Raw genomic sequence first — 24,046 nt, forward strand, 5'->3', positions numbered from 1 at the left:
ATCAAAACCAAAATTACCCGGTGTATAATCCAACGGACCAGCAAGCATTCTTGTGAAAAGTATTGTATTCAGGTACTCTGGTGTGTTTCCACCATCGTTCGACCATGCATTGTATTCCTGACCTCTTGCACCTTCCTGTGTCATCAAGTTCGGATAGGTTCTCTGCAAACCCGTTCCTTTTACAGGTTCGTGGTTGTCGATCATGATCTTATACTTCGCGGCCGTTTCAATCACTTTTCTGTAATGGCGTACACCGTATTGACCATCGTGCCATTCTTTTTTATCCAAGTATTTGTTTACATAACCTGTCTTTACAGCGTTTACTCCTTTTGAATTATACAATTTAAAGGCATCTTCCATTTGGCTTTCGTAATGCTTTGCTGCTCCGGCTGTTTCGTGGTGTCCGATAAGGCGAACGTTTTTCTTTTTTGCATAAGAAGTAATTTCATCCAAATCAAAATCTGGATAAGGCTGTGTAAAGCTGAAGGCTTTTCCATCGGCAGTCCAGTCGCCATCCCAACCTACGTTCCAACCTTCTACCAAAACACCATCCAAACCGTGCTCTGCAGCAAAGTCGATGTATCTTTTCGTATTGGCCGTTGTAGCGCCGTGTTTTGGTCCTTGTCCCCATGTGAAGGTTTCTAAATGCATTCCCCACCATATTCCGATGTATTTGGATGGTTCAATCCAAGAAGTATCTTCAATTTTAGAAGGCTCGTTCAAATTCAGCATCAAAGTAGATGTTACCAAATCGCCCGGTTTTGTTCCAACGATAATCGTTCTCCAAGGTGTATTGAATGGCGTTTGAGCATATACTTTTACACCATCTCTCCAAGGCACTAAGTCGCTTTTGTATTGATTGCCTTTTGTTTTCAACAAAGTCATTGAAGCAAAATCAGTAAGGTTGGCCTCGTGAATTGCCACATACAATTTGTTCTTCATTTCGAATGTTGCCGGCGTGTTAATGGTATCGGTTTGGCTCATTGGCGATTTCTTGTAGGTACTTTCATAGTAGCTGTTGTCGCGGTGAACGGGAATTGACCAAACATCATTATCATCTTTAAAAGTAAACTGCGTCACTTCGTTTGAAATCTTTACCTTATCTAAGTTAGGCTGTTTTGGAAAATGATATCTGAATCCCAATCCATCATCAAAAACCCTGAAAATAATATCTACCAAACGCTTTTCTCCAGCAGTTTCCTGCAAATGAACAATAAGTTCGTTATGGTTGTCCCTTACTTTTTTAAATTCGCCCCAAGGCTGTTCCCAAACGTTATCGGCCGATTTTTCTTTGATGGCCACCACCTTGAAACCATCGGTCATTTTTTTGTTTTCTTGAAATTCAAAACCCAATAAAGATGGTTGTATTACTGCTTTTCCGTTGGATGAAAAGCTGTACTGTGGCTGGCCAGATTTGGTCAGGCTGAACACTACTTCGTTCTTTTTTCCTGGAGATTTTGCTTTGTATGTTTTCTGTGCATAGGTGGACACCGCCACCATGAGTGAGACAACCAGTAAAAGGCTTTTATTTAATTTAATCATTATTGTTGTTCTTAATTATTCGAAGTCGTTTAGTAATTCAACTGCTTTTTCGGGTTGCATCGAAACAAAATAACCAAAAATTCGGTCTAATTTTGCTTGAATCTCTCCTTTTCCTTTATGCTCAATCCTTAGATTGTAAAGTTTTGTAATTGATGCAAATACATTCGTTGTATTTTCTACTCCTGCAAATGCTTTCACTTTTTCTACATAAGTGTAACCAAATTCCAGCGTAGGCTCAATCATTGTTCCTTCACCAAAATCATTCCAAGTAATCAATTGCAAATGCCCTACTCCGGCAGTTTTAGCCAAAGCTAAAGTTTCGTCTAGAGTAGCTCCATTGTTGTGCTCAATTGTCCACCCGATGGCTTCTCCGCCTCCGCCTTCTGCATAAAAATCACGGAAACCAGGATAGGCGCTTCCCATTGCCACTCCTAAATTTGGGAAAACATTGGTATACCAATTCGAAAGATTTGTGCTGTTTTGATATACCCATGAATATTCTCCTGAAGCATTTGCACCCGCATCCGAAGATTCATTCCACAACGTCAGGAATGTTGGTTTTGGGTTGACATTTGCAAAAACATTTGTCCATTCGTCCGGCGTTTCCATAGTGATCGGCCCGAAATTCAACAGCAATGGCTTATCGTTCACTTTGATGTAATTGCTATCATTGAAATAATTGGATTGCAAGAATGCCATGTCAGTTTTTGCGGCACTCACAACATTTGGAGCCAAACCAGCATCTACGATATTGGTCAAGAAACGGTCTTCATAGACAATCGCATATTCCAAACCAACCTTGTCCAGCATCGCCACCAATTCATCGGTATTATCCTTGATCATTCGGTAATCATTAAGATCGTAAGTTCCGTACCAGTCAATCAAGATACCGTCTACACCTGCATATTTCATCGTCAGCAAATGGTTTTCCAAAACATCCTTATCACCCGAATGGTAAGGTCCGATTGTAGGATAATAATGCGCCGCAATTTCTCTTTTTCCGTTTGCATCAACATTGTCCGGGTTTTTGTTGGCCATTGTCCAATGGTAGCCCCAAGTGTTGTTGCCACTGCTTTCCTTACTTTCAAACCAAGCCATATAGTGCATATAAATCTTGGTTGCATTGGTTTTGGTTACCGCTACCGGCTCAAATTTCTGTGCAGACAATTTTGAATCTTTATTGTCATTCTCGCAACTGATCAGGGTAAGAATTCCCATCAGTGCAACAAGCAATAGTGTGCTATTTTTTTTCATATTACTGTTTTATAAAATTAAAAAGGCCAGCCTCCGATTCAATCAAACAGAGGCTGACTTTTCATTTAATTTGGATATCCAGGATTCTGGTTCAAGTTGCTGTTGGTGCTCAAAACCGATGCTGGAATTGGGAAAATCGCTCTTGTTGCAGGCGTTGTTCCTTTTTCCCACCATGGTTGGAAGAATGTTCCAAAACGGATATTGTCGGTTCTTCTTCTTCCTTCGAAGATAAATTCACGAAGCAATTCCTTGTCCAAGAAAGCCAAATCGATAGTAGCCGGCATTTCTGTTCCTGCACGAAGCGTGATTTGTTCTACAAAAGGAGCCGCAAGACCTGGCGAACCAAGACGTACATAACATTCTGCCTGCATCATCAAGATTTCAGCATAACGGATGACAACCCAGTCATGATCGCGTTCCCATTTTTCCCCTGCTTTTACTTCGTATTTGTGCAATCTTACGCCTTCGTTTTGCTTCGCATTGGTAAAGTTTGTGATTTCTTCCGTATACGTCAATGGTTCTCCGTTATCCATCATGATTACATTACCGGTAGCCAAATTGATTTGATCTCCAGCTAGCATTGCTTTCTTTCTCTTATCTGTATCTTCAAATGTTGAAAATACGCCTGGCTGAGCACAAATACCGTTAGCGCTCCATTGATAATCTCCAGTTGCAGAAACCGCCAGTTTTTGCAAATAATGGAAACTCATTGAAGAACCATAGTTACCAACTGTTCCTGCAGCAGAATCGTAAGGAATAGCGAAGATAATTTCTGGTGAAGTATGGTTTGCAGTCAAGAAACTTGCGAAATAATCTGGTGTTAGAGAGTATCCTGTTACGTTTTGACACATATCGATACAATCCTGCCAACGTGCTACGCCAACAAAAGCTTCAGAATTCAGGTATAATCTTGCCAATAAAGAATAGGCAACACTTTGCGTGAATTTAGAATATACTTTTCCAGAAGGCAAAAGTGGTAAAGACTCCAACAATTCAGATTCTACGAAATCATATACTTGCTGACGGGTAGAATTTGATGGCAAACCTACATCTTCAAAATTGGTTACGATCGGCACATTACCAAACATATCCAAAAGAATGTAATAGTAATAGGCACGGATTGATTTCAACTCGGCATAAATTGGTGCTTTTGCCTCAGCAGATAGATTCGATTTATCAATTTGGTAGATGATCGAGTTGATTTTTGCGATTCCGGCATAGCAATAACGCCAAGAAGATAAAATCATACGATTATCAGCATTCCAAGTATGGCGTTGAGCATCTTGGTATTGTCCTCCATCGTACCAGTCGGTTCCTCTTGTTGGAATCGTAGCCTCATCCGAAGCCACTTCATTCAAAAAGAAAACATACTCACAGGTTGGATAAGAATTTGAAATGGCATCGCCAAAACCTCTCAACGAAGAATAAGCACCACCCACAAGGGCTTGGATTTCTCCAGGAGTCTGTCCGAAATCTCCATCTTCTACTCTATCATACAAATCCTCTTCAAGATCGGTACAAGAGTAAGTAAACAATGTGCTTGCGATTACGATTGCAGCTATTATTTTGATTTTCATTTTTCTAAATTTTATATTTTTCAATTCTTAATTTGCCAATGTGAAATTCAAACCAAATGAAATGGTTGTTGGCCTTGGATAATTATTAAACCTGTCGATTCCAGGGTTAGACAAACCTGTAAGATCAATCTCTGGATCTACACCGCTGTATTTTGTGAATACCGCCAAGTTTTCTCCCAAGACATACAATCTTAGTTTAGTTCCCGATTTTTTGAATGGCATTGTATAGCCTAAAGTTACGGTTTGCAAACGGAAGAATGAAGCATCTTCAATCCAATAGCTTGAGAATTTCGGAGCCGATTTGATACCGCTTGTCAAATAATCATCTGCAACATTGTATGCTGGAAGTCTGTTTGAATCATATAACATCATGTCTGTAGCATTCAAAACCTCCTGGCCAAAACTTCCGTAACCTGTAAATCCAGCATCAAAATTTCCATAAGCGAAGTTCATTCCCAAACCGATTGTAAAATCTGGCTGTACATCTCCGATTGCTTTTTGCTCAGAACCCAAGATGATTTCTCCTGTATCATCCACTCCTAAACTTTCATAACCCCAGAATGTTCCAACTGGATATCCTTCGGCAATGATTTGAGAAAATTGGTTTGACATTCCTGAAAGACCGTGTAATGAACCACTGTAAATTACATCTGTTTCGTAAATTTGATTCGAAAGTTTTTCAATTTTCTGCTTGTTTTTAGCGAAGACTACATTGGCATCCCACGTAAATTTATCACCTCTCACGATTTCTGCATTCAACGTAAGCTCAATACCTTTGTTAGACAATTCTCCAACGTTGGCAAGCATCGTTCCAACCAAATAAGGTGGCTGTGGCACTTGATAGGTGTACAACAAATCCTTTGTTTGCTTGTTGTACCATTCAAATGAACCCGTGATTCTATCAAAAAGAGTAAAATCGATACCGATGTTGGTTTGTGCAGTAGATTCCCATTTCAAATCTGGATTTGGGTTTTGTGTAGGTGAATAAGCCAAACTCCACGTTCCTGTAACCGGATCATAATAACTGTCCTGACCCACTCCTAAAATTGACAATGACTTGTATTCTCCGATACCATCTTGGTTACCTGTAACACCATAACCAACTCTTAACTTCAAGTTACTCAACCAGTTTTCGGTTGGTTGCATAAAGCTTTCTCTACTGATGGTCCAAGCGGCCGATGCAGAAGGGAAAACACCCCATTTGTTATTCGCTCCAAAACGGCTTGACCCATCACGTCTGATGGTTCCTGTAACCATATACTTTCCTTCATAAGAATAATTTGCTCTTCCGAAGAAAGAAGCCAAGTTTGATTTTCCTTTATAGGAATACACATCTCCCAAACGGTAGTTGTAACCTGCTCCTAAATTATTGTATCCGAAAAGGTCTGTTTCGAAACCACTTCTTTGTGCTCCAAATCCTTCATAAATATTTTCAAGATAAGAATAACCAATCATTCCATTGATGCTATGGTTTCCTAATATTTTTGCATAATTAAGATAAGCTTCCACTTGGGCATTGGTAAACTCGGCATACGTTTTTTGAGCATAACCTCTTTCTGATAAACCTTCCAGGATTGCATAAGATGGCTTATAAGTACTTCCCTGCATTGCATTATGCTCCAAAGAAGTATTCAATACAGCAGTAAAATCATTGAACAGTTTCGCTTCTGTTTTAAAGTAACCCAAAAGTCTGTTACGCTTGTTGTCAACTGTCCTGTTGGTTAAAATTTCAACTGGGTTTTCATATAAAGTTCCACCAACAGAAGTAAATTTTCCATCAGGACCATAAACTGGAATTGTAGGATTCAAATTGATAGCACGTTCAAAGATTCTGTAATCCAGCGGACTCCATTTGTCGATGTTGGCATACAATCCCATATCAAATTTCAAAGCTTTGTCCAAAACATATTGGTACGTGCTGATGTTGGCACTCAATCTTTCAAGTCCTGTAGTTTTGATGATTCCTTCATTATCAAAATACGATAGAGAAGTTCTCAAACCGCTGAATTCATTTCCAGAGTTGATGCTCAACGTATGCGATTGTGTGTAAGCAGTTTGCTCCAATTCTTTCTGCCAGTTGGTGTTTCCACCAAAATCGATAGCATCGGTAACATTATTGTCGCGGACATAACCTCTCCATTGGTCGGCCGAAAGCAAATCCAAACGGTTTGAAGCAAATCCAACACCTGTAAAGCCATTATAGTTTACGGACAATCCTTTTGTTCCACCCTTTGTTGTAATGATGATAACACCATTTGCACCTCTTGAACCGTAAATTGCTGTTGCCGAAGCATCTTTCAATACGTCAATCGATTTGATGTCGCCCGATTGCACCACATTGATGTCCACACCCGCAATTCCATCCACAACAATCAACGGATTATTACTTGCCGTCAATGAAGTTCCTCCTCTTAATCGGATTGAAGATCCTCCACTTGGATCACCAGTTCCACGAGTAATCGTCAAACCGGCTACTTTTCCTTGAAGCACTTGTTCGGTAGAAGAAATAGCTCCTTTCACCAAATCATCGGCACCAATGGTAGAAATGGCTCCCGTTAAATCTGATTTACGCATTGTTCCGTATCCTACAGAAACAAGCTCTACCGCATCAAGCATTTGAGCATCTTCTTGCAGGCTAATGTTTAATGACTTTGTATTAGCATCAACAATTACCGTTTGTGATGCAAATCCGATATACGATATTTCGATTGCTTTTCCGGTGGTAACCTGCATTGCAAATTTTCCATCCATATCCGTAACGCTCACGTTTGTAGTTCCTACTTCGGTAATCGTTACGCCTGGCAACGGCAGATTTGTATTGTCCTTAATAACTCCCGAAATCAATTTTTTATCTTGGGCAAATACTCCTGCCGAAAGAAAAAACATCAAAATCGTAAGTACTAATGATGTGTTGGCCCATTTGAATTGGACAGCTTTTATATATGTACTATTCATTAGAATTGTTTTTAGTTGATAGTGAAATTATTAATCTACCGTTTTCAACGGAATGGTCGTATCAGAAATAACATTGTTGTTGTTATCCTTTACCAAAACATGAATTGAAGTCAGGTTTTGTACATCTCTTAAAGGTGTAACCAAGTTCACAAATCCCTTTATTTCCGCTACATTTCCAGTAAATTCACCTGTCAATACAACATCATTTGCTGTAATGGTATAAATAAGTTTGTTCACTCCCGGTTCATTATTCTTTCTGATGATTCCCAAGAAATCTTTCTTACTCAATTGAAGAGGAAAAAATCTGAATTCTGGTGGCGGTGGCGGAATATATTCTCCTGCATTCAAGACTTGGTCTGGAGTGGTACTCGCCCATTCGTCTTTTACGATAAGAAAAACAAGATTGTTCATCACATAACCATCAGGAGCATTGTAATATTCTCGCGGAACTAAATCCATCTTATAGAAACCATTTCCAAGATTTTTAAATTTCGTTTTCTCTACGATTTCTGGCAACCATACTTGGTATTCTTGCTTGATGTCCCAGTTGTTCAATCCGCTATGCAAATGAACGCTTGTAGCACCTTCAAAACCTGGCTGAAGATTAGAATTGAATAAAATACTGATTCCTTTGTCCAAAGTTGGTGCAGTTGGATAAGCTTTTATCAGTTGATTATCCGTGTAAAATGAAGAAAAGTCAGTATAAGCTACCTGCGCCACACTAGACTGCAATGTTCCCGTTTTGTCCTTAAGACGGAACCAAAAACCAGCACTTGAAGCGATTTCGGCAGGCGTTCTGTTGAAATATAAAGTTGGCGTAAGTGTCATACTCCAAATCATATTCCCTTCATAATTTAACTTTGCAAAGTCCGAAGAATTTTCCCAGTTTCCTGCATCCGGTTCAGATGGCGACCACATCCAAAGATAGATATCGCTTTCTGCTGGAAATGTAGTTCCCGAAAGATCAAAATACCAAGTAACCTGCTCGTCATACTTATAGACAACCGGAAAAGACCACATTGTCCCTACATCCCCAGCTTCCTGCGTTTGTGCTTGGATAAAATTTGGAACCAAGAACAACGCCAATAAAATTGTATGTAAAATTTTTTTCATATCGCTTATTCGTTAATTGCGGTTAATCTGAATACATAAGACACAAATGCAACACCCTCTGAACTTCTGTTCAATTGAAATTCCATTTCTCCATTGCTTCCCGGAACAGATGTAATTCTCAACTCATCTGTCTTTTGCGTTTTTTGTGCATCGCTGTACAAATAGATCATTGTAGGAACCTGTCCCGTCGGTTGGAATGGAGTACTCAATTCCCAAAATCCCGTTGGAGCAAACAAAGGTGGCACATCGCCCAAAACCTCATAAGAAGTAGGTTGGTTTTTCTCATTTACATTAAAACTGATTTTGAAATCAGCATAATTAAAAACCGTTGTCAGGTTTTGTTCACTCGGAGAAATTGCACTTTTCTTTGCAACTTCATCTACCATTTTTAAATTCGTTAGGGCCCAACTTCCATTTACTTTTTCGTAAAGGGTAATTGGATCTACGTGGCTACCATCGTCAATCTTGCTGCACCCGAAAACGAGCAAGCAAACGAAAGCCAATCCATAAATAAGTTTACATTTCATAAATTTTGTAGTGTTTGTTAGTTAATCATTAAATTCTACGAAAACGATTTCACGAAACTAGTTGTTAAAAAAAACTAAAAAAAAATATTCGAGAAAAATCAAGATAAATCCAGACATCATTATTAAATATTGCCTTTATTTTCAATCATTTACAACGTTGTAGTTCTAAGAAAAATCAAGTTGATTTTTAAATAAATCAATATGGATATTTATCAATTTTATGGGAATATGAAAATTTTTAACCCTATTGATTTTAAATAATACTTATTGTTGAACTGAATTTTATCAAAATGAAAAATTTACATTATATTTAGCCAATCAAAAACATTGCATCCAAAACTTCCTATTTTGAAGTCGAATTATTTCTTTATGTCCAGATTTTTATCCCTCATTTTTTTCCTCATAACATTTGCCGTTGTAGCACAACCGATCGAGCCTATTTTAAACAATCTCGACAAGACGCTTTTGGATAAAAATGTATATGTAAAAGAAAAGTACGGCAGGATAAACCTTCTCAAGAAGAACATCCACAAGTTTACCCTCAACCAGGATAACCTCAACCTTTACAGTACCTACATGTCATTGTTTGATGAATACAAATCATTCAAATACGACTCTGCCTACTACTTTTTAGAAACCGCAAAATCAAAAGCTTTTCAGATAAAAAACCAGCAATTGATTTCAAACAGTAGAATAAAGGAAGGATTTGTACTGCTTTCATCCGGACTATTCAAAGAAGCGATTGATACCCTCAACAGCATTGATGTTAAGAAATTGGATAAGCAAAGTCAGTTTGAGTTCCACTCCATTAAAGCGCGTGCCTATTATGATTTGGGCGATTACAACAGAGACCACCGCTATTACATCCATTACATCCAAAATGGAAACAAGCATTTGGAAGAAGCATTGAAATTGGTCCAGCCAAATACAAACGAATATTGGGCTACAGAAAGCTTAATCCGCCTCAAGCAACAAGATTGGAAAGGTGCCGAAAAAGCGTTCAGCTATTGGATTGACAACTTCAAATTGCCTCCAGAATACTATGGGATCGCCACTTCTTCATTGGGTTACATCTATTCCGAAAAAGGAATGAAGGACAAAGCAATCGAATACTTGGCGCTCGCCGCGATTGCCGATGTAAAAAATGCCACCAAGGAAACCGTTGCGTTGCGAAATCTAGCCAACGAACTTTTTAAAATGGGCCGTCTTGAAGACGCCAACCGCTACATCAATTTGGCAATGGACGATGCCACTTTTTATGATGCGCGACACCGAAAAATAGAAATATCAACGATTCTTCCAATCATTGAAAAGGCCCAGCTCAACAAGGTAAAGGACAAGAACGATATGCTCGAGAAAATAGTCATCCTCTTGACAATCTTGGCACTTATCATTGTTTTATTCCTCGTAATAATCTTCAAGCAACTAAAAGAGCGAAATGCTTCCCGAAAGGTAATGGCAGAATCCTATCAGAAATTGCAGGAAATGAACATCAGCCTGAGCGAAGCCAACACCATCAAGGAGGAATACATCGCCTACTTTATCAAGGCTACATCCGACCTGATCAATAAGATCGACCACATCCAGAAAAGCACTATCCAAAAGGTAATTTCCAAGAAAACCGATGAGATCATTGCCAATCTGAACCGCTATAATGTCAACAAGGAACGTGAAAATCTTTTCCACCAGTTCGACGACATTTTCCTGAAATTATTCCCAACCTTCATTGCCGATTTCAATGCGCTTTTTCCTTCCGATCATACAAGTGTCATCAAAAAAGGAGAACTTTTGAATACCGAAATGCGTATCTATGCCCTATATCGATTGGGAATTCAGGACAGCAACCAAATTGCAGACTTCCTCGAATTATCGGTAACCACAATCTACAGTTACAAAACCCGAATCAGAAGCAAATCGCACTATAAAGAAGTTTTTGAAGAAAAGATCATGGCCATCAAGACCATATAAATCATAATCCTTTCCATAAATTCCGTAAGAGTTTCAGCTACATCTTTCCTAATTTTAAAATTCTACTTAAAGAATTAAAAATAAACTATATGGAAAGTAAAACTGCAAAGAACAACGCACCTTTCGAGCGATTTGCCATCACGGCATCAAAAGCCGCCGGAAGCACTCCAGCCTTCATCTGTGCCTTTATCTTCATATTCTTGTGGGCATTGACCGGTCCGTTTTTTAATTTTTCGGCTACTTGGCAGCTCGTCATTAATACGGGAACCACCATCATCACTTTCTTGATGGTTTTCATCATCCAGAAAGCCCAAAACAAGGATTCGCTTGCCATACAACTAAAACTCAACGAACTCGTAGCTTCTCACGAATATGCCAGCAACCGCTTGGTTGATATAGAAGACATGACCGAGGAAGAAATGAACGTCATCAAGAAATACTACAACCACCTCAGCAAATTGGCCGAACAAGACGAAAGCCTTCAAAGCTCCCACTCTATCGAAGAAGCCGAAGAATTGCAGGAATTTAAGGTCGAAGCAAAGAAAAAAAGAGCCTGATAAAGGATTGCTATATAAATTTAAAATACAAATGCTATGGAAACGAACAAAAACCAACACGAAGAAAAAAATGCTAAAGACGCGAATGTAAACGCAAGCCAGCACACTCCGGAACACGTAGACGATGTAGACAAAAACTATGTCTCAGAAGACAAATACCTTGCAATGGAACAAAAAGGCGTGAGCTATACCCAAGACCACAATCCTGTTCAGAATTCCGATCAGATGGAAATTGACAGCGACGAATCGCGTTCGGATAAATGGAAAGCCCACAGTGCGAACAGCCGAAATGCAGATGCCTTCAACCAGGACGATTATATTTTGAACGATAACATCGACTTGGACGAAGACCAATCGCAATCCATTTCCTCCGAAGACGACATCGATACCAATACGTTGGATGAAACGAGATAGAAAGTTACTGAGTTACTGAGTAGCTAAGCAACTCAGCCACACAGCAACCAAAAAAAGAAAAACCGCTTCAGTAACGAAGCGGTTTTCTTTTAGTTTTCTGCCAATTCCTTGACAATATCCAAAGCCTTCGGCCAAATCTTCTCAAACATCTCCTTATGATCCGGTGATGTGTCGTTGTCTACCGTCAATTCTGTCTTTCCATCAACGGTTAGCAGTGTATAATTTTCGGTAGAACCCGCCCAGGATTTCACTTCCGGCGTGTCATACACCTCATTTCCCTTGTCATAATAGCCAAGGTGCTCAATGCCCATGTATTCATTCGGTCGGTTTTCCTTCACCCTCGAAACCATCCCTCTATCGCTGGCATCCAAAAACAAAATCTTGCTTCCCTCCTGCCAGTCCGTTTCCACTTTAGACCCCTCACTAAAAGGCGCCGTCCAAACCGGGTAAGTATCCTCGCCCCACAATACATCCCAAACCTTTTCGCGAGATGCATCAATCGTAATCTTAAATTCTAATTTTTCCATAATAGCTTTTTTAGTTTATCCTATTGATTATCTGAACATTTCATTTCAGATAGCAAACCTAAATTTAAGAATAAAAACTAAGAATAAAGAATAATTTATGAAATGCTTATAATGACAATACATCCAAAACTGTTTCAATTTGCTTTATTTGAAATTCATTTACCGCACCGTTTAAAGTCCTGATAACGCCATCTTTATCCAAAATCATGTTGGTTGGAAAACCCGAAATATTCAAGGCATCAATTTGTTTTTCAGAATCCGTAATGTGCATATAATCAAACTTGTGTTTTTTCAAAAAATCATCAACCTTTTTCTTATCATCGAATGTTATACTGATAAAATTTACCTTATCTCCGTATTTCGCTTTCAGTTTGTTCAATAAAGGAAGCTCCTCAATGCAAGGAGGACATCTCGTAAACCAAAAATTGATAAATGTTGGCTTTCCGTCCAGATAATCGCCTTTCCTACAAACCGAAATCCCCAAAACTTCCCATAAACACACACAAGTAGCTCAAATTCCCCTCCTCTGGAGGGGTGCCTGAAAGGCGGGGTGGAATTTCCTTTACCTCTCATCCAATTTTAGTATTGTACCATTCAATTTCCCAACTATCGGACTCAATTTCGCAACTATCGGAGTCGATTTCCCAACTATCGGAGTCGATTTCCCAACTATCGGACTCAATTTCGCTACAATCGGAGTCAATTTCGCAACTATCGGAGTCGATTTCCCAACTATCGGACTCAATTTCCCAACTATCGGACTTAATTTCGCAACACTCCGAGCCAATTTCGCAACAATCCGATTCAATTTCGCAACACTCCGACTCAATTTCGCAACACTCCGAGCCAATTTCGCTACACTCCGATTCAATTTCGCAACAATCCGATTCAATTTCGCAACAATCCGACTCAATTTCGCAACAATCCGATTCAATTTCGCTACACTCCGACTCAATTTCGCAACACTCCGAACCAATTTCGCAACAATCCGAGCCAATTTCGCAACACTCTGATTCAATTTCGCTTCACTACAACTCAATTTCGAACATATTAAAGATCCCTACATTTTTAATTCCTAATTTTTAATTATTAATTATTGATATATGGTAATCTCGAAACATATCCAACACATACTGTAATCATTTTTAACGTATTAAGAATAAATTTGTTAGACAACAAACCCAAAACTACTAACATAAAAAGCCAGATATTATGAATACTTCCAAAGAAACTACAGAAGACAAAAGAAACTTCTCCAAAAGAGACACATCGGGAACCGATCCAAACCGTTACGCCAACTTCTCCGTAGAAGACGCCCAAAAAACAATGCACAGCAAGGACACCTGCAACAGCCTCATTCCCGGTATAGAAGCAAATGTCAGCACCATCGAGCGTATCCTTATGGTTGCCGCCGGAGGATATCTGCTCTACAGCGGACTCTCCGGAAAAAACAAAAACATCACCCAAAGCATCGCCGGTACCACAATGCTCGCAAGAGGAATCACAGGCTATTGCCCTGTTTACGACGCCGTAGGCAAGGGAGGTCGCATGAAAAGCACCAACGTCAACATCCGTACGTCGGTAAGCATCAACAAACCCGTTGCAGAAGTCTATACCTTCTGGAGAAACCTCGAAAACCTTCCAATGTTCATGCAACATTTGGAATCCGTAGTCGAAAAAGATAAGGTTACCTCACACTGGACAGCCAGTGGCCCGGGTGGCATCGGGAAAATAAGCTGGGACGCACACATCCTGATGGATGAAAAGAACAAAATGCTCAGTTGGCACTCTCTCCCCGACTCAACCGTTGACAATGCAGGAAAAGTATTGTTCAAAGACAACGGCGCGGGAGGAACAGAACTTGACGTAACCATCTCCTACCACGCTCCACTAGGAGTTGCAGGAGAGGCGGCCGCAAAATTGCTGAATCCTTTTTTCGAAAGAATGGTAAAAAGCGATATCCAAAGCCTAAAGACCTTTCTCGAAATAGGAGAAAGCATCGAAGCAGGACAATTGGAACGTTTAGTCTAATGAACTCCTTACTATAAAAACCCCAAATTGAGAAAACACCGAAAATGAAGTGGTCCACCTACCTAATTCGGTGTTTTTTTTTAAACCTAAAAGCTATGAATACACAAGATAACAACAAAGAAAGAGAAGATCAGCCACGCGACATCAATCCAGATAAGGCAAATTTTAAGCCTTCGGCAAATAAAATACACGCAAAGGACAAAATCGACATCAAAGAAAGTGGTTTCGGACGCGACTTTAGCAATTTCCAGCAGGACGAGCACATTGAAGACAGTATTTCGCAAGTAGATGAAGGAACCATTAAGCTTCAGGAGCAGAAAAAAGAAAACACCGAAGAATCCCGAAACGAAATCAACGATAATGACGACCGCGACCACAACGACAGCACTCAGGATTGGGATGCCGAAAACAGCAGGACCGGAAGACACAAATAATCCAAAGAGATAGAAAGATTGAAAGATTGAGTATGAATTGTATAAACATTAACGTTTATAAAACCTGAAATTTATACTCAGCTAAACCTACTAAAAAATCAAAAAACTACTGCTATGAAAGAAAAAGACGCAAAAGGCACTGTTGAAAATGCCAAACAGGCCGATCTTGCCCATAACAAATCCGACGGAACCGACCAATTCATGACCACTGCCCAAGGTCTGAAAGTAAACGACGACAACAATTCGCTCAAGGCTGGTGATCGAGGCCCATCGCTCTTAGAAGATTTTATTCTTAGAGAAAAGATCACCCATTTTGACCATGAAAGAATTCCCGAAAGGATTGTCCACGCAAGAGGATCGGCCGCACACGGCTATTTCCAACCCAATGCCGAAGCGGCAAAGTATTCCAAAGCAGGATTTTTGCAAGACCCCAACAGCACCACTCCTGTGTTCGTTCGCTTCTCTACAGTAGCCGGCTTTAGAGGTTCTACCGATATGGCACGCGACGTCCGCGGATTCGCAGTAAAGTTTTATACACAGGAAGGAAACTTCGATTTGGTCGGAAACAATATCCCCATCTTCTTTATCCAAGACGCGGCCAAATTCCCCGACTTGGTACACGCCGTAAAGCCAGAACCACACCACGAAATGCCACAGGCGGCTTCTGCCCACGATACGTTTTGGGATTTTATTTCACTAATGCCCGAATCGATGCACATGATCATGTGGGCAATGTCGGACAGGGCAATTCCAAGAAGCTATCGTATGATGGAAGGCTTTGGAGTGCACACTTTTAGGCTCATCAACGAAAAAAACGAGTCAAGCTTTGTAAAATTCCATTGGAAACCTAAGTTAGGCACACACGCCGTAGTTTGGGACGAAGCCGTAAAGATTTCAGGAAACGACCCTGATTTTCATCGAAGAGATTTATGGGAAGCCATTGATGGAGGCATTTTTCCTGAATGGGAATTGGGCGTTCAAGTAATCCCAGAAGCCGATGAGCATAAATTCGATTTTGATTTGTTAGATCCTACCAAGATTGTTCCCGAAGAATTGGTTCCCGTAACCATCATCGGAAAGATGGTTCTCAATAGAAATCCAGATAATTTCTTTGCCGAAACCGAACAGGTGGCATTCCACCCAGGACACATCGTTCCAGGAATCGACTTCACAAACGATCCGCTCTTACAAGGAAGATTGTTCTCTTACACTGATACACAATTGTCCCGCCTTGGAAGCCCAAACTTCCATGAAATCCCAATCAACAGGACCATAGCACCGATGCACAACCATCAACGCGACGGACACATGCGACAGGAAATTAATGTAGGCCGTGTCAGCTATCATCCTAATTCCCTTGGCGGAGGTTGTCCTTATCAGGCAAAGATTGCCGAAGGCGGTTTTGCAAGTTTCAACGAAAGGATCGATGCCAAAAAAGTCAGAGAAAGAAGCGAAAGCTTTGCCGATCATTTCAGTCAAGCCAAATTGTTTTATGAAAGCCAGACTGCCGTAGAGCAAGACCATATCATCAATGCATTGCGATTTGAATTGAGCAAGGTAGAAGTGCCCGCCATTCGTGAAAGAATGCTCGGACTATTATCCCAAGTAGATCAAAAACTAGCCGAATCGGTAGCATTAGTGTTGGGAATTCCAGTTCCTAAATCGCCTGAAAAACCGATGAACCACGGTGTTGGTGCAGATCATGTTGGTAAACAAGAACCAAAACCAATCGTGAAATATGCGCAAACTTCAGACGCATTGAGCATGATTAAAAACAAATTGAATTCAGGTACGATCGAGTCTAGAATGGTAGCGTTTTTATGTGCTGATGGCGTAGATGCCACTTCCGTAAATAAAATGAAGGACGCTCTTACGAAAGAAGGAGCCGTTGTAAAAATCATCGGAACAAATTCTACTGCCATCAAAACTGCCGATGGAAAAGAATTGAAAGTCGATCATAATATATTGACAGTTTCGTCTGTGTTGTTCGACGCTGTTTTTATTCCGTCCGGAAAACAAAGCATCGATGCTTTAAAAGACCAAGAAAAGATTCCAGAAATATTAAACGATGCCTTCAAGCATTGCAAAGTAATTGGTGCCGAAAAAGAAGGAATCGATCTGCTTAATGAAGTGAAGGCCATCAACAACATATCCGAGCAAAAACTAGCCGAGCACGGCATCATTACAAAGGATGCCAACAACCAAAACCTTGCATCTGATTTTATCAATGCAATGGCACAACACCGATTCTGGATTAGAGAAAAGCCCTTAAAAATCTAAAAAAAATTGCTATGAAAAATACAGACAACAATAATGATGAAGCGGACATTGGAGGTATCGCCAGAAAAATTTCGGATGGTTTATACATCAACATAAACAGGATCCCGACACATCATGTGGACTATGAGGGAGACGAACTTGAAGCTTTAGGAAATATCCCTGATGACGAAACATTCGAGAAAATAATGAACGATAATCTACGGAAAAAAGATGCAATCCTTCCCAAAGACGACAAGGAACAAGGGAACGAAACAATTGGAATTCCGTGATTAGTTTTTAAGTTAGTTTTGATTTGAGCGGGAGTTTCGGCTTCCGCTTTATTTAATTTAAAATAAATGCAATGAAAAAGTTAATGATAACCGGGATACTCTTATTGTTTGCCTTATTTGCAAACGCCCAACAAACAGGAACAAGATACAAGGATACTGAGGCATCTCCGCCTACACCTCCTCCACCACCGGAAATAAACAAGAACGAAAAGGTCGAAGGCATTAAAAAAAGAAGCGACAGTGAAATCCAAGCCGAGAAAAAAGCAAAGCAGAAGAGCAGTAGTAAAAATCAAACAAGGGTAAATCCCGAGAAGATAGCACCGGTTGTAGGCGATACAGTCAAGAATCCAAAGCCCTTAAACAACTAAAAAAAAGCGAAAAGATATCTTTTCGCTTTTTTTTATCTAACAGAAACAATCTTATTTCTCAAACTCTTTCAGTGTATCGATGATGATGCTCACACAATCCAGAAGCTGTTCTTCGTTCATCACCAAAGGCGGCGCAAAACGGATGATATTTCCATGGGTTGGTTTTGCAAGCAATCCGTTGTCGCGAAAACGCATACAGATGTTCCAAGCAGTATCACTTTCTTCAGTATCATTGATTACGATTGCATTCAATAATCCTTTTCCTCTTACAAGTGTTGCAATATTTGAAGTTGCCACAAAAGCTCCGATTTTCTCTCTAAAAATAACACCCAGTTTCTCAGCATTTTCAGCCAATTTCTCGTCTTTTACAACTTCCAAAGCGGCAACTGCAACGGCAGCCGCAACAGGATTTCCACCAAAAGTAGAACCATGCTGTCCCGGTTTGATAACATTCATCACACTATCGTTTGCCAATACAGCCGATACCGGATAAACACCGCCTGAAATAGCTTTCCCTAGAATCAAGACATCAGGTTGTACATTTTCGTGGTGAACGGCCAATAATTTTCCTGTTCTTGCAATTCCTGTTTGTACTTCATCGGCAATAAACAAGGCGTTATACTTTTCGCAAAGTGCTTTCGCTTTCGCCAAATATCCTTCAGATGGAACATAAACGCCCGCTTCTCCTTGAATTGGTTCTACTAAGAAACCGGCAATATTTTTTGTTGATGCCAATGCTTTTTCCAAAGCATCCAAATCATCATAAGCAATCTTGATAAATCCTGCAGTATAAGGTCCGAAGTTTTTGCGTGCATTTTCATCGTTTGAAAAAGAGATGATCGTAGTGGTCCTTCCGTGGAAATTACCTTCGCAAACAATAATCTGTGCTTCATGTTCAGCAACGCCTTTTACTTCATAGGCCCATTTTCTGCACAATTTCAAAGCTGTTTCTACGGCTTCTGCACCAGTATTCATTGGCAAAACCTTATCAAAACCAAACGTTTCAGTAATGTATTTCTCGTAAGGCCCTAACTGATCGTTGAAAAAAGCTCTTGAAGTAAGCGTCAAGGTTTGAGCCTGTGTCACCATTGCATTTACAATTTTAGGGTGGCAATGTCCTTGGTTTACAGCAGAATATGCCGAAAGAAAATCGTAATATTTCTTTCCTTCAACATCCCAAACATATACGCCTTCTCCTTTGCTCAAAACAACCGGAAGCGGATGATAATTGTGGGCTCCGTATTTGTTTTCTAAATTGATGATTTCTTCTGAACTCGTTTTTTCTAAAACTGCCATTATAACTATTTTTAAGTAATGCTATACAATTCCTACTTATGGAGAGAAATCATCCTATTTTCTACAAAATTAATAAAAATAAATCTTTCAAATTGATTATTCTTCAATCTTTATACAAACAAACTACATGATCCTTTTTGAAATTTATTCCAAGACTTCTAATGTTTACCAACTTCCATTTCAACTATCAAACTATTAAATAGTTCATAAATAGAAAGTCGATTGTGTACAAAATAAAAATTCCATCTCTTGAAACACAAGAAATGGAATGTTTTTTATAAATAATATTGATTACGCTAACGTAGCAGAGGATGTAATCTTAGTATCCAACAATCTAGAGATTGGACAGTTGTTTTCTGCTTTTGTAACCAATTCTTGGAATTTGTCTTCTGAAATGTCTTTTACTTTTCCAGTAACCGTAAGATGTGAACCTACAACACTTCCGTCTTGAAAATCGACATCGCATTTTGTTTCCAAACTTTCTACTTCAAAACCTTCTTCAGTAATGTAAGCCGAAAGTTGCATTGTAAAACAGCCAGAATGTGCTGCTGCAATAAGTTCTTCTGGATTTGTACCAATACCATTTTCAAAACGTGTCTTGAAGGAATATTGGGAGTTATCTAATACTTTACTTTGAGTGGTTAATGTTCCAGCTCCTTCTTTTACAGAACCTTTCCAGACAGCGGTTGCATTTCTTTTCATAATTGGGGTTGTTTTTATTGATTATTACTCTCAAATTTAATTCTTTAAAATAGTAACAACATTATGTAATTGTAATTTTTAACAAAAATAAAACAATCATAAAATTATACTTGTTGTATTCTCAAAGTTACTATGAATTTTGATCCTGTATTGACACCATCACTTTGAGCAGTAAGGCTTCCTTCAAACTTCTTTATGATTTGCCTTGAAAGATAAAGACCTATCCCCGTTGACTTTTCATTCATGGTGCCACTCCTGCTCATCTTCGTAAACTTTTCAAACAATAGTTCGGTTTTTGACTTTTCAAACCCCATTCCTCTGTCTTCGACCGTGATTATTAAATTGTGCTCTTTTCTTTCAAAACTCAACAGAATCTTGTTGTTTGGGAAAGAAAACTTGATGGCATTACCAACCAAATTAATCAAAACTCGGAACATAAGCTCCCTATCAATTTTGAGATAAGTGCTTTCAAGATTTTTTTCAATAATGAAATCAAGCTTTTTAGTATTTAGTTTTTGACTGAAATGTTCTTCCAAAGAGACTGTCATTTCATTAATATCAAAATTAACGATTTCGATTTCCTGCTTTATGATTTTTTCCTCCTCCTGCAGGAAACTGATGAATTTCTCCACAAACTGCGTTTGTTTATTGGTACTTTCTACAATCAGATCTGCATAATTCTTGATAATGGCCGACACTTCATCCTCAGAAATTACCCGCGCTAATGAAGACGCATTGTCAATATAATTCTTCAAATCATGCGACAATAGAAAAATTAAATCCTGCTTGTTCTGAAACAAAACTTCATTCTCATTGATTGTGGATTGGAGGTTGACCATCAACTTTCCTGCTTCATCTGAAAATTCCTGTGGCAAATCGGGAACTATCTTTCTGTTCCTGTAATTATCCAAAGCTTTAGACATCACTTCGATTGGCTCCATCAAGTTCTTTAAAACGACAAGAGTTATGGCTGTGGCAACCAAAGTGAGTACCAAGGTTAGGAAAAAAACAGTTGAGGGTGAGCATGATTCATTAAAATATACGATAAATATAATCAAGCCAATTAGCGGAATATGTATTCCAAGAAAAGCTACAAATAAGAATTTTGCAACATAGCTTTTCCTTAAAAACTTGATGTCTGATAAGTTTTTATAAAGATTCATGGTACAATTTGTTTAGGGGTTTAGGGTGCATAAAATTACTGCTTTTTTTAGCTACTAAAGCAAAACACCTTATTAAATGTAATCCAATTCTTTAAAAAAATAACAGTTGTTTATTGTTTTTCTGTTTCCAAGTTCTGGTAGCAGTTTCCATTGAGGCAACAGGAATAACTAATTTGACCCATTTTTCCTTATATTTGAGGTACCTAAAAACAACTACAATGTCAAACATAAAACTTATTATAGAAGAACGTTCAGCTTCAATCGGAAACTTTATGGTAGGACGTTTGCTGCCTTTCCGTGACAAAAGAATGGTTGGACCTTTTGCCTTTATCGACCACATGGGTCCTGCAAAACTTTCGGAATATGAAAACTTAGACGTTCCTCCCCATCCTCACATTGGGCTTTCGACGCTTACTTATCTTTTCGAGGGAAGCATCATGCACCGCGACAGCTTGGGTTCGGAGATTGAAATTAAGCCTGGAGCGGTGAACTGGATGACGGCTGGAAAGGGCATCACCCACTCCGAAAGAACGCCCGAATACCTGAGAACTTCGGACAAATCGCTTCACGGATTGCAGATCTGGGTGGCTTTGCCTAAGCATTTGGAACAGATGGAGCCTTCTTTTTTCCACATAGAAGAAAAAGATATTCCGAAGTGGAAGATTGGCGAGGTTGACATCAAACTTATTGCCGGGGAAGCATTCGGAAAAAAATCGGGAGTTCCGGTTCATAGCCCGCTTTACTTCTTGGAATTGAAGTCAAAAACCAAACAGACGGTTACAATTGGCGATGATTTATTTGGCGAAAGCGCACTTTATATTCTAGAAGGAAGTATCCAAAGCGAAGGACACACGTTTGAACCAAAGCAAATACTGATTGCAAATGACAGCAAACTTTGTTCATTTGAAATGAATGAAAATACTACAATTTATATTTTTGGTGGCGATGCTTTTCCGGAAGAACGCACGATTTATTGGAACTTTGTTGCTTCTACAAAAGAATTGATTGAAGACGCAAAGCAACGATGGATCAATCAAGAGTTTCCGAAAGTTCCAAGTGAGACGGAATTTGTGCCTTTACCAGAACAATCTGCGAATTTTAATATCAAGAAGTAAAACACACCGAAAGTCGTATTTTTTTGAATAATTTTGTCGCATGATAAAAGTAACCCTTATTGGTTCGGGGAATGTTGCCCAGCATCTATTTTCGGCTTTCAATAAAAGCACTGCTGTGGAAATTGTTCAGGTATTTTCGCGCAGGAAGGAAACGGTTTCGAATCTCATTCCTTTTGATAAAATTACAGACAGTTTTGAGGATTTGGCGGAAGCCGATGCTTATATTATTGCGGTTTCGGACGATGCTATTGCGGAAGTTTCGGCTCAGTTGTCTTTCAAAAACCGATTGGTGGTACACACTTCGGGAAGCGCTTCGATGGAAAACTTGAACGATGACAATAGAAAAGGTGTTTTTTATCCGTTGCAAACTTTTACGAAAGGCAAAGAAGTGGATTTTAAGAGCATTCCGATTTGTATTGAAAGTCAGTTCAGTGAAGATTATAATGTCTTGAAAAGAATAGCAGATTCAATATCTGACAAAGTTTTTACCATCAATTCTGGACAACGGAGAGCCTTGCATGTTGCGGCAGTATTCGTAAATAATTTCACCAACCATTTGTATAAAATTGGAAGCGATATTTGCCAAGAACATCAGGTTCCTTTTGAAATATTACAGCCTTTGATAAGGGAAACAGCCGCTAAAATTTTGTCGCTTTCGCCAAATGAAGCCCAGACAGGTCCGGCAAAACGCAACGACCAAACTACGATTGAAGCACATCTGGATTTTTTATCCGATGAAAATCATAAAAACATCTACAAACTACTAACACAATCCATACAAGACAATGGCACAAAGTTATAAGGAATTAATGAACGACATCACAACTTTTATTTTTGATGTTGATGGCGTTCTCACCGACAGTTCCGTACACATTACCTCGACCGGAGAAATGCTCCGAACAATGAACATCCGCGACGGATATGCCATGAAAGCGGCCGTTGAAAGCGGTTATCATGTTTGCATCATATCAGGCGGAAGCAACGAAGGCGTTAAGATTCGTCTGCAAAATCTAGGTATTACCGACATTCATTTGGCTTGTCCGGACAAGGTCGCTAACTTTAAGGAATATAGCACGGCTTACAACATAAAACCAGAACAGGTTTTATATATGGGTGATGATATTCCTGATTATCACGTAATGCAATTGGTTGGACTTCCTACTTGTCCGCAAGATGCAAGCCCCGAAATAAAAGGTATTTCGACCTATATCTCTCATAAAGAAGGTGGACGAGGTGCTGTGAGAGATGTTATTGAACAGGTTATGAAGGTTCAGGGAAAATGGACGACGTATTTTAACGGCAAACATGATTAAATTACAGCCATTAAATCGTTAATCTGTTGACTTTTGCCTATTTACTTATTACTATTGGCTAAAAAAGAGTACTTTTGGACCCCTATTTAAAATAAAATGAGATTACACAGAAATTTAGTTTACACCACGATTGATTCCTTGAATGCGATATTCAACGAAGGAGAATATGCCGATAAAGTGGTAGCAAGAGCTTTGAAGAAAGACAAACGTTGGGGAAGCCACGATAGAAAATTCGTTGCCGAAACCATCTATGAAATAGTACGTTGGAAAAGATTATACAGTGAAATTGCAGATGTCAAAGAGCCTTTTGACCGTGATGATATTTGGAGAGTATTCGCTGTTTGGGCTGTATTAAGAGGTTATCCAATTCCTGATTGGAGACAGCTTGAAGGTACTCCGGAGCGAAAAATTAAAGGTCGTTTTGACGAGCTTTCTAAAAAGAGGGTTTACAGGGAATCTATTCCAGATTGGATGGACGAAGTGGGCGTGAAAGAATTGGGAGAAGAAACTTGGACAAAAGAGATTGCTGCGCAAAATCAGCCTGCAAAAGTAATTTTAAGGGTAAATACCTTGAAAACTACTAAGGAAAAACTAAGAGCCATCTTGATGGATTTGGATATCGAAACCGATTATCTAAAAGA

23 protein-coding genes and 1 pseudogene are annotated in these 24,046 nt (G+C 39.3%); 12 read left to right on the top strand and 12 right to left on the bottom strand.

Annotation, left to right across the window (positions count from 1 at the left end):
* The 6 genes from ACI6PS_RS14845 to ACI6PS_RS14870 form a co-directional block, all read right to left on the bottom strand.
* The coding region (locus ACI6PS_RS14845) for a glycoside hydrolase family 97 catalytic domain-containing protein (RefSeq protein ID WP_421013361.1) at positions 1–1,542 on the bottom strand (1,542 nt) is incomplete at its 3' end.
* Positions 1,543–1,557: 15 nt separating this feature from the next.
* Positions 1,558–2,796, bottom strand: a complete 1,239-nt coding sequence (locus ACI6PS_RS14850) for a glycoside hydrolase family 71/99-like protein (RefSeq protein WP_421013362.1) — start codon at positions 2,794–2,796, stop codon at positions 1,558–1,560.
* Positions 2,797–2,861: 65 nt separating this feature from the next.
* Positions 2,862–4,373 (bottom strand): RagB/SusD family nutrient uptake outer membrane protein, encoded by a 1,512-nt coding sequence (locus tag ACI6PS_RS14855; protein WP_421013363.1) that lies wholly within the window; start codon positions 4,371–4,373, stop codon positions 2,862–2,864.
* 27 nt (positions 4,374–4,400) lie between these two features.
* Positions 4,401–7,328, bottom strand: coding sequence for a SusC/RagA family TonB-linked outer membrane protein (locus ACI6PS_RS14860; protein ID WP_421013364.1), 2,928 nt, complete (start codon positions 7,326–7,328; stop codon positions 4,401–4,403).
* Positions 7,329–7,358: 30 nt separating this feature from the next.
* The gene (locus ACI6PS_RS14865) at positions 7,359–8,441 is read right to left on the bottom strand and encodes a hypothetical protein (protein WP_421013365.1); all 1,083 of its coding nucleotides are present in this window, start codon (positions 8,439–8,441) and stop codon (positions 7,359–7,361) included.
* Positions 8,442–8,446: 5 nt separating this feature from the next.
* Positions 8,447–8,968: a DUF5004 domain-containing protein gene (locus tag ACI6PS_RS14870; RefSeq protein ID WP_421013366.1), complete on the bottom strand. Its 522-nt coding sequence runs from the start codon at positions 8,966–8,968 to the stop codon at positions 8,447–8,449.
* A gap of 369 nt (positions 8,969–9,337) precedes the next feature.
* On the opposite strand from ACI6PS_RS14870, the gene ACI6PS_RS14875 reads away from it, so the two are divergent.
* From ACI6PS_RS14875 to ACI6PS_RS14885, 3 genes are all read left to right on the top strand, one after another.
* Positions 9,338–10,936 carry a DUF6377 domain-containing protein gene (locus ACI6PS_RS14875; protein ID WP_421013367.1) on the top strand — a complete coding sequence of 533 codons (1,599 nt, stop codon included), beginning with the start codon at positions 9,338–9,340 and terminating at the stop codon, positions 10,934–10,936.
* An 89-nt stretch (positions 10,937–11,025) separates the two neighbouring features.
* Positions 11,026–11,493: a low affinity iron permease family protein gene (locus ACI6PS_RS14880; protein ID WP_421013368.1), complete on the top strand. Its 468-nt coding sequence runs from the start codon at positions 11,026–11,028 to the stop codon at positions 11,491–11,493.
* A 36-nt stretch (positions 11,494–11,529) separates the two neighbouring features.
* Positions 11,530–11,907: a hypothetical protein gene (locus tag ACI6PS_RS14885; protein ID WP_421013369.1), complete on the top strand. Its 378-nt coding sequence runs from the start codon at positions 11,530–11,532 to the stop codon at positions 11,905–11,907.
* Positions 11,908–11,996: 89 nt separating this feature from the next.
* On the opposite strand, the gene ACI6PS_RS14890 is transcribed toward ACI6PS_RS14885, so the two are convergent.
* The 3 genes from ACI6PS_RS14890 to ACI6PS_RS14900 form a co-directional block, all read right to left on the bottom strand.
* Positions 11,997–12,434 carry an SRPBCC family protein gene (locus ACI6PS_RS14890; protein ID WP_421013370.1) on the bottom strand — a complete coding sequence of 146 codons (438 nt, stop codon included), beginning with the start codon at positions 12,432–12,434 and terminating at the stop codon, positions 11,997–11,999.
* Positions 12,435–12,540: 106 nt separating this feature from the next.
* Entirely contained in the window at positions 12,541–12,936 is a 396-nt protein-coding gene (locus tag ACI6PS_RS14895) for a TlpA family protein disulfide reductase (RefSeq protein ID WP_421013371.1), read from the bottom strand.
* A gap of 60 nt (positions 12,937–12,996) precedes the next feature.
* Positions 12,997–13,242 (bottom strand): hypothetical protein, encoded by a 246-nt coding sequence (locus ACI6PS_RS14900; protein WP_421013372.1) that lies wholly within the window; start codon positions 13,240–13,242, stop codon positions 12,997–12,999.
* Between the two features lie 404 nt (positions 13,243–13,646).
* Here ACI6PS_RS14900 and ACI6PS_RS14905 point away from each other — a divergent pair, with 404 nt between their 5' ends.
* The 5 genes from ACI6PS_RS14905 (at position 13,647) to ACI6PS_RS14925 (ending at position 17,816) form a co-directional block, all read left to right on the top strand.
* On the top strand, positions 13,647–14,465 hold the full coding sequence (locus tag ACI6PS_RS14905; RefSeq protein ID WP_421013373.1) for a YgaP-like transmembrane domain: 819 nt from the start codon (positions 13,647–13,649) through the stop codon (positions 14,463–14,465).
* A gap of 95 nt (positions 14,466–14,560) precedes the next feature.
* Positions 14,561–14,899 (top strand): hypothetical protein, encoded by a 339-nt coding sequence (locus ACI6PS_RS14910; RefSeq protein WP_421013374.1) that lies wholly within the window; start codon positions 14,561–14,563, stop codon positions 14,897–14,899.
* 114 nt (positions 14,900–15,013) lie between these two features.
* A complete protein-coding gene (locus tag ACI6PS_RS14915) occupies positions 15,014–17,179 on the top strand; it encodes a catalase (protein ID WP_421013375.1) in 2,166 nt (721 codons plus the stop codon).
* A gap of 11 nt (positions 17,180–17,190) precedes the next feature.
* Positions 17,191–17,448, top strand: a complete 258-nt coding sequence (locus ACI6PS_RS14920) for a hypothetical protein (RefSeq protein ID WP_421013376.1) — start codon at positions 17,191–17,193, stop codon at positions 17,446–17,448.
* Between the two features lie 71 nt (positions 17,449–17,519).
* Positions 17,520–17,816: a hypothetical protein gene (locus ACI6PS_RS14925; RefSeq protein WP_421013377.1), complete on the top strand. Its 297-nt coding sequence runs from the start codon at positions 17,520–17,522 to the stop codon at positions 17,814–17,816.
* Between the two features lie 51 nt (positions 17,817–17,867).
* Here ACI6PS_RS14925 and rocD read toward each other — a convergent pair whose 3' ends face one another.
* The 3 genes from rocD to ACI6PS_RS14940 form a co-directional block, all read right to left on the bottom strand.
* Complete coding sequence (gene rocD, locus ACI6PS_RS14930; protein ID WP_421013378.1) at positions 17,868–19,112, bottom strand: ornithine--oxo-acid transaminase; 1,245 nt, start codon at positions 19,110–19,112, stop codon at positions 17,868–17,870.
* A gap of 291 nt (positions 19,113–19,403) precedes the next feature.
* A complete protein-coding gene (locus ACI6PS_RS14935; RefSeq protein ID WP_421013379.1) occupies positions 19,404–19,814 on the bottom strand; it encodes an OsmC family protein in 411 nt (136 codons plus the stop codon).
* Positions 19,815–19,918: 104 nt separating this feature from the next.
* Positions 19,919–20,977 (bottom strand): sensor histidine kinase, encoded by a 1,059-nt coding sequence (locus ACI6PS_RS14940; RefSeq protein ID WP_421013380.1) that lies wholly within the window; start codon positions 20,975–20,977, stop codon positions 19,919–19,921.
* A gap of 218 nt (positions 20,978–21,195) precedes the next feature.
* Here ACI6PS_RS14940 and ACI6PS_RS14945 point away from each other — a divergent pair, with 218 nt between their 5' ends.
* From ACI6PS_RS14945 to ACI6PS_RS14960, 4 genes and pseudogenes are all read left to right on the top strand, one after another.
* Positions 21,196–22,092: a pirin family protein gene (locus ACI6PS_RS14945; RefSeq protein WP_421013381.1), complete on the top strand. Its 897-nt coding sequence runs from the start codon at positions 21,196–21,198 to the stop codon at positions 22,090–22,092.
* Between the two features lie 40 nt (positions 22,093–22,132).
* Positions 22,133–22,894: a Rossmann-like and DUF2520 domain-containing protein gene (locus ACI6PS_RS14950; RefSeq protein WP_421013382.1), complete on the top strand. Its 762-nt coding sequence runs from the start codon at positions 22,133–22,135 to the stop codon at positions 22,892–22,894.
* The gene (locus ACI6PS_RS14955) at positions 22,878–23,405 is read left to right on the top strand and encodes a KdsC family phosphatase (RefSeq protein ID WP_421013383.1); all 528 of its coding nucleotides are present in this window, start codon (positions 22,878–22,880) and stop codon (positions 23,403–23,405) included. The genes ACI6PS_RS14950 and ACI6PS_RS14955 overlap by 17 nt, the downstream gene beginning before the upstream one ends.
* A gap of 96 nt (positions 23,406–23,501) precedes the next feature.
* A pseudogene (locus tag ACI6PS_RS14960) lies at positions 23,502–24,046 on the top strand (RNA methyltransferase); the annotation flags it as partial.

The sequence above is a fragment of the Flavobacterium sp. PLA-1-15 genome, assembly GCF_049060005.1.
Classification (GTDB): Bacteria; Bacteroidota; Bacteroidia; order Flavobacteriales; family Flavobacteriaceae; genus Flavobacterium.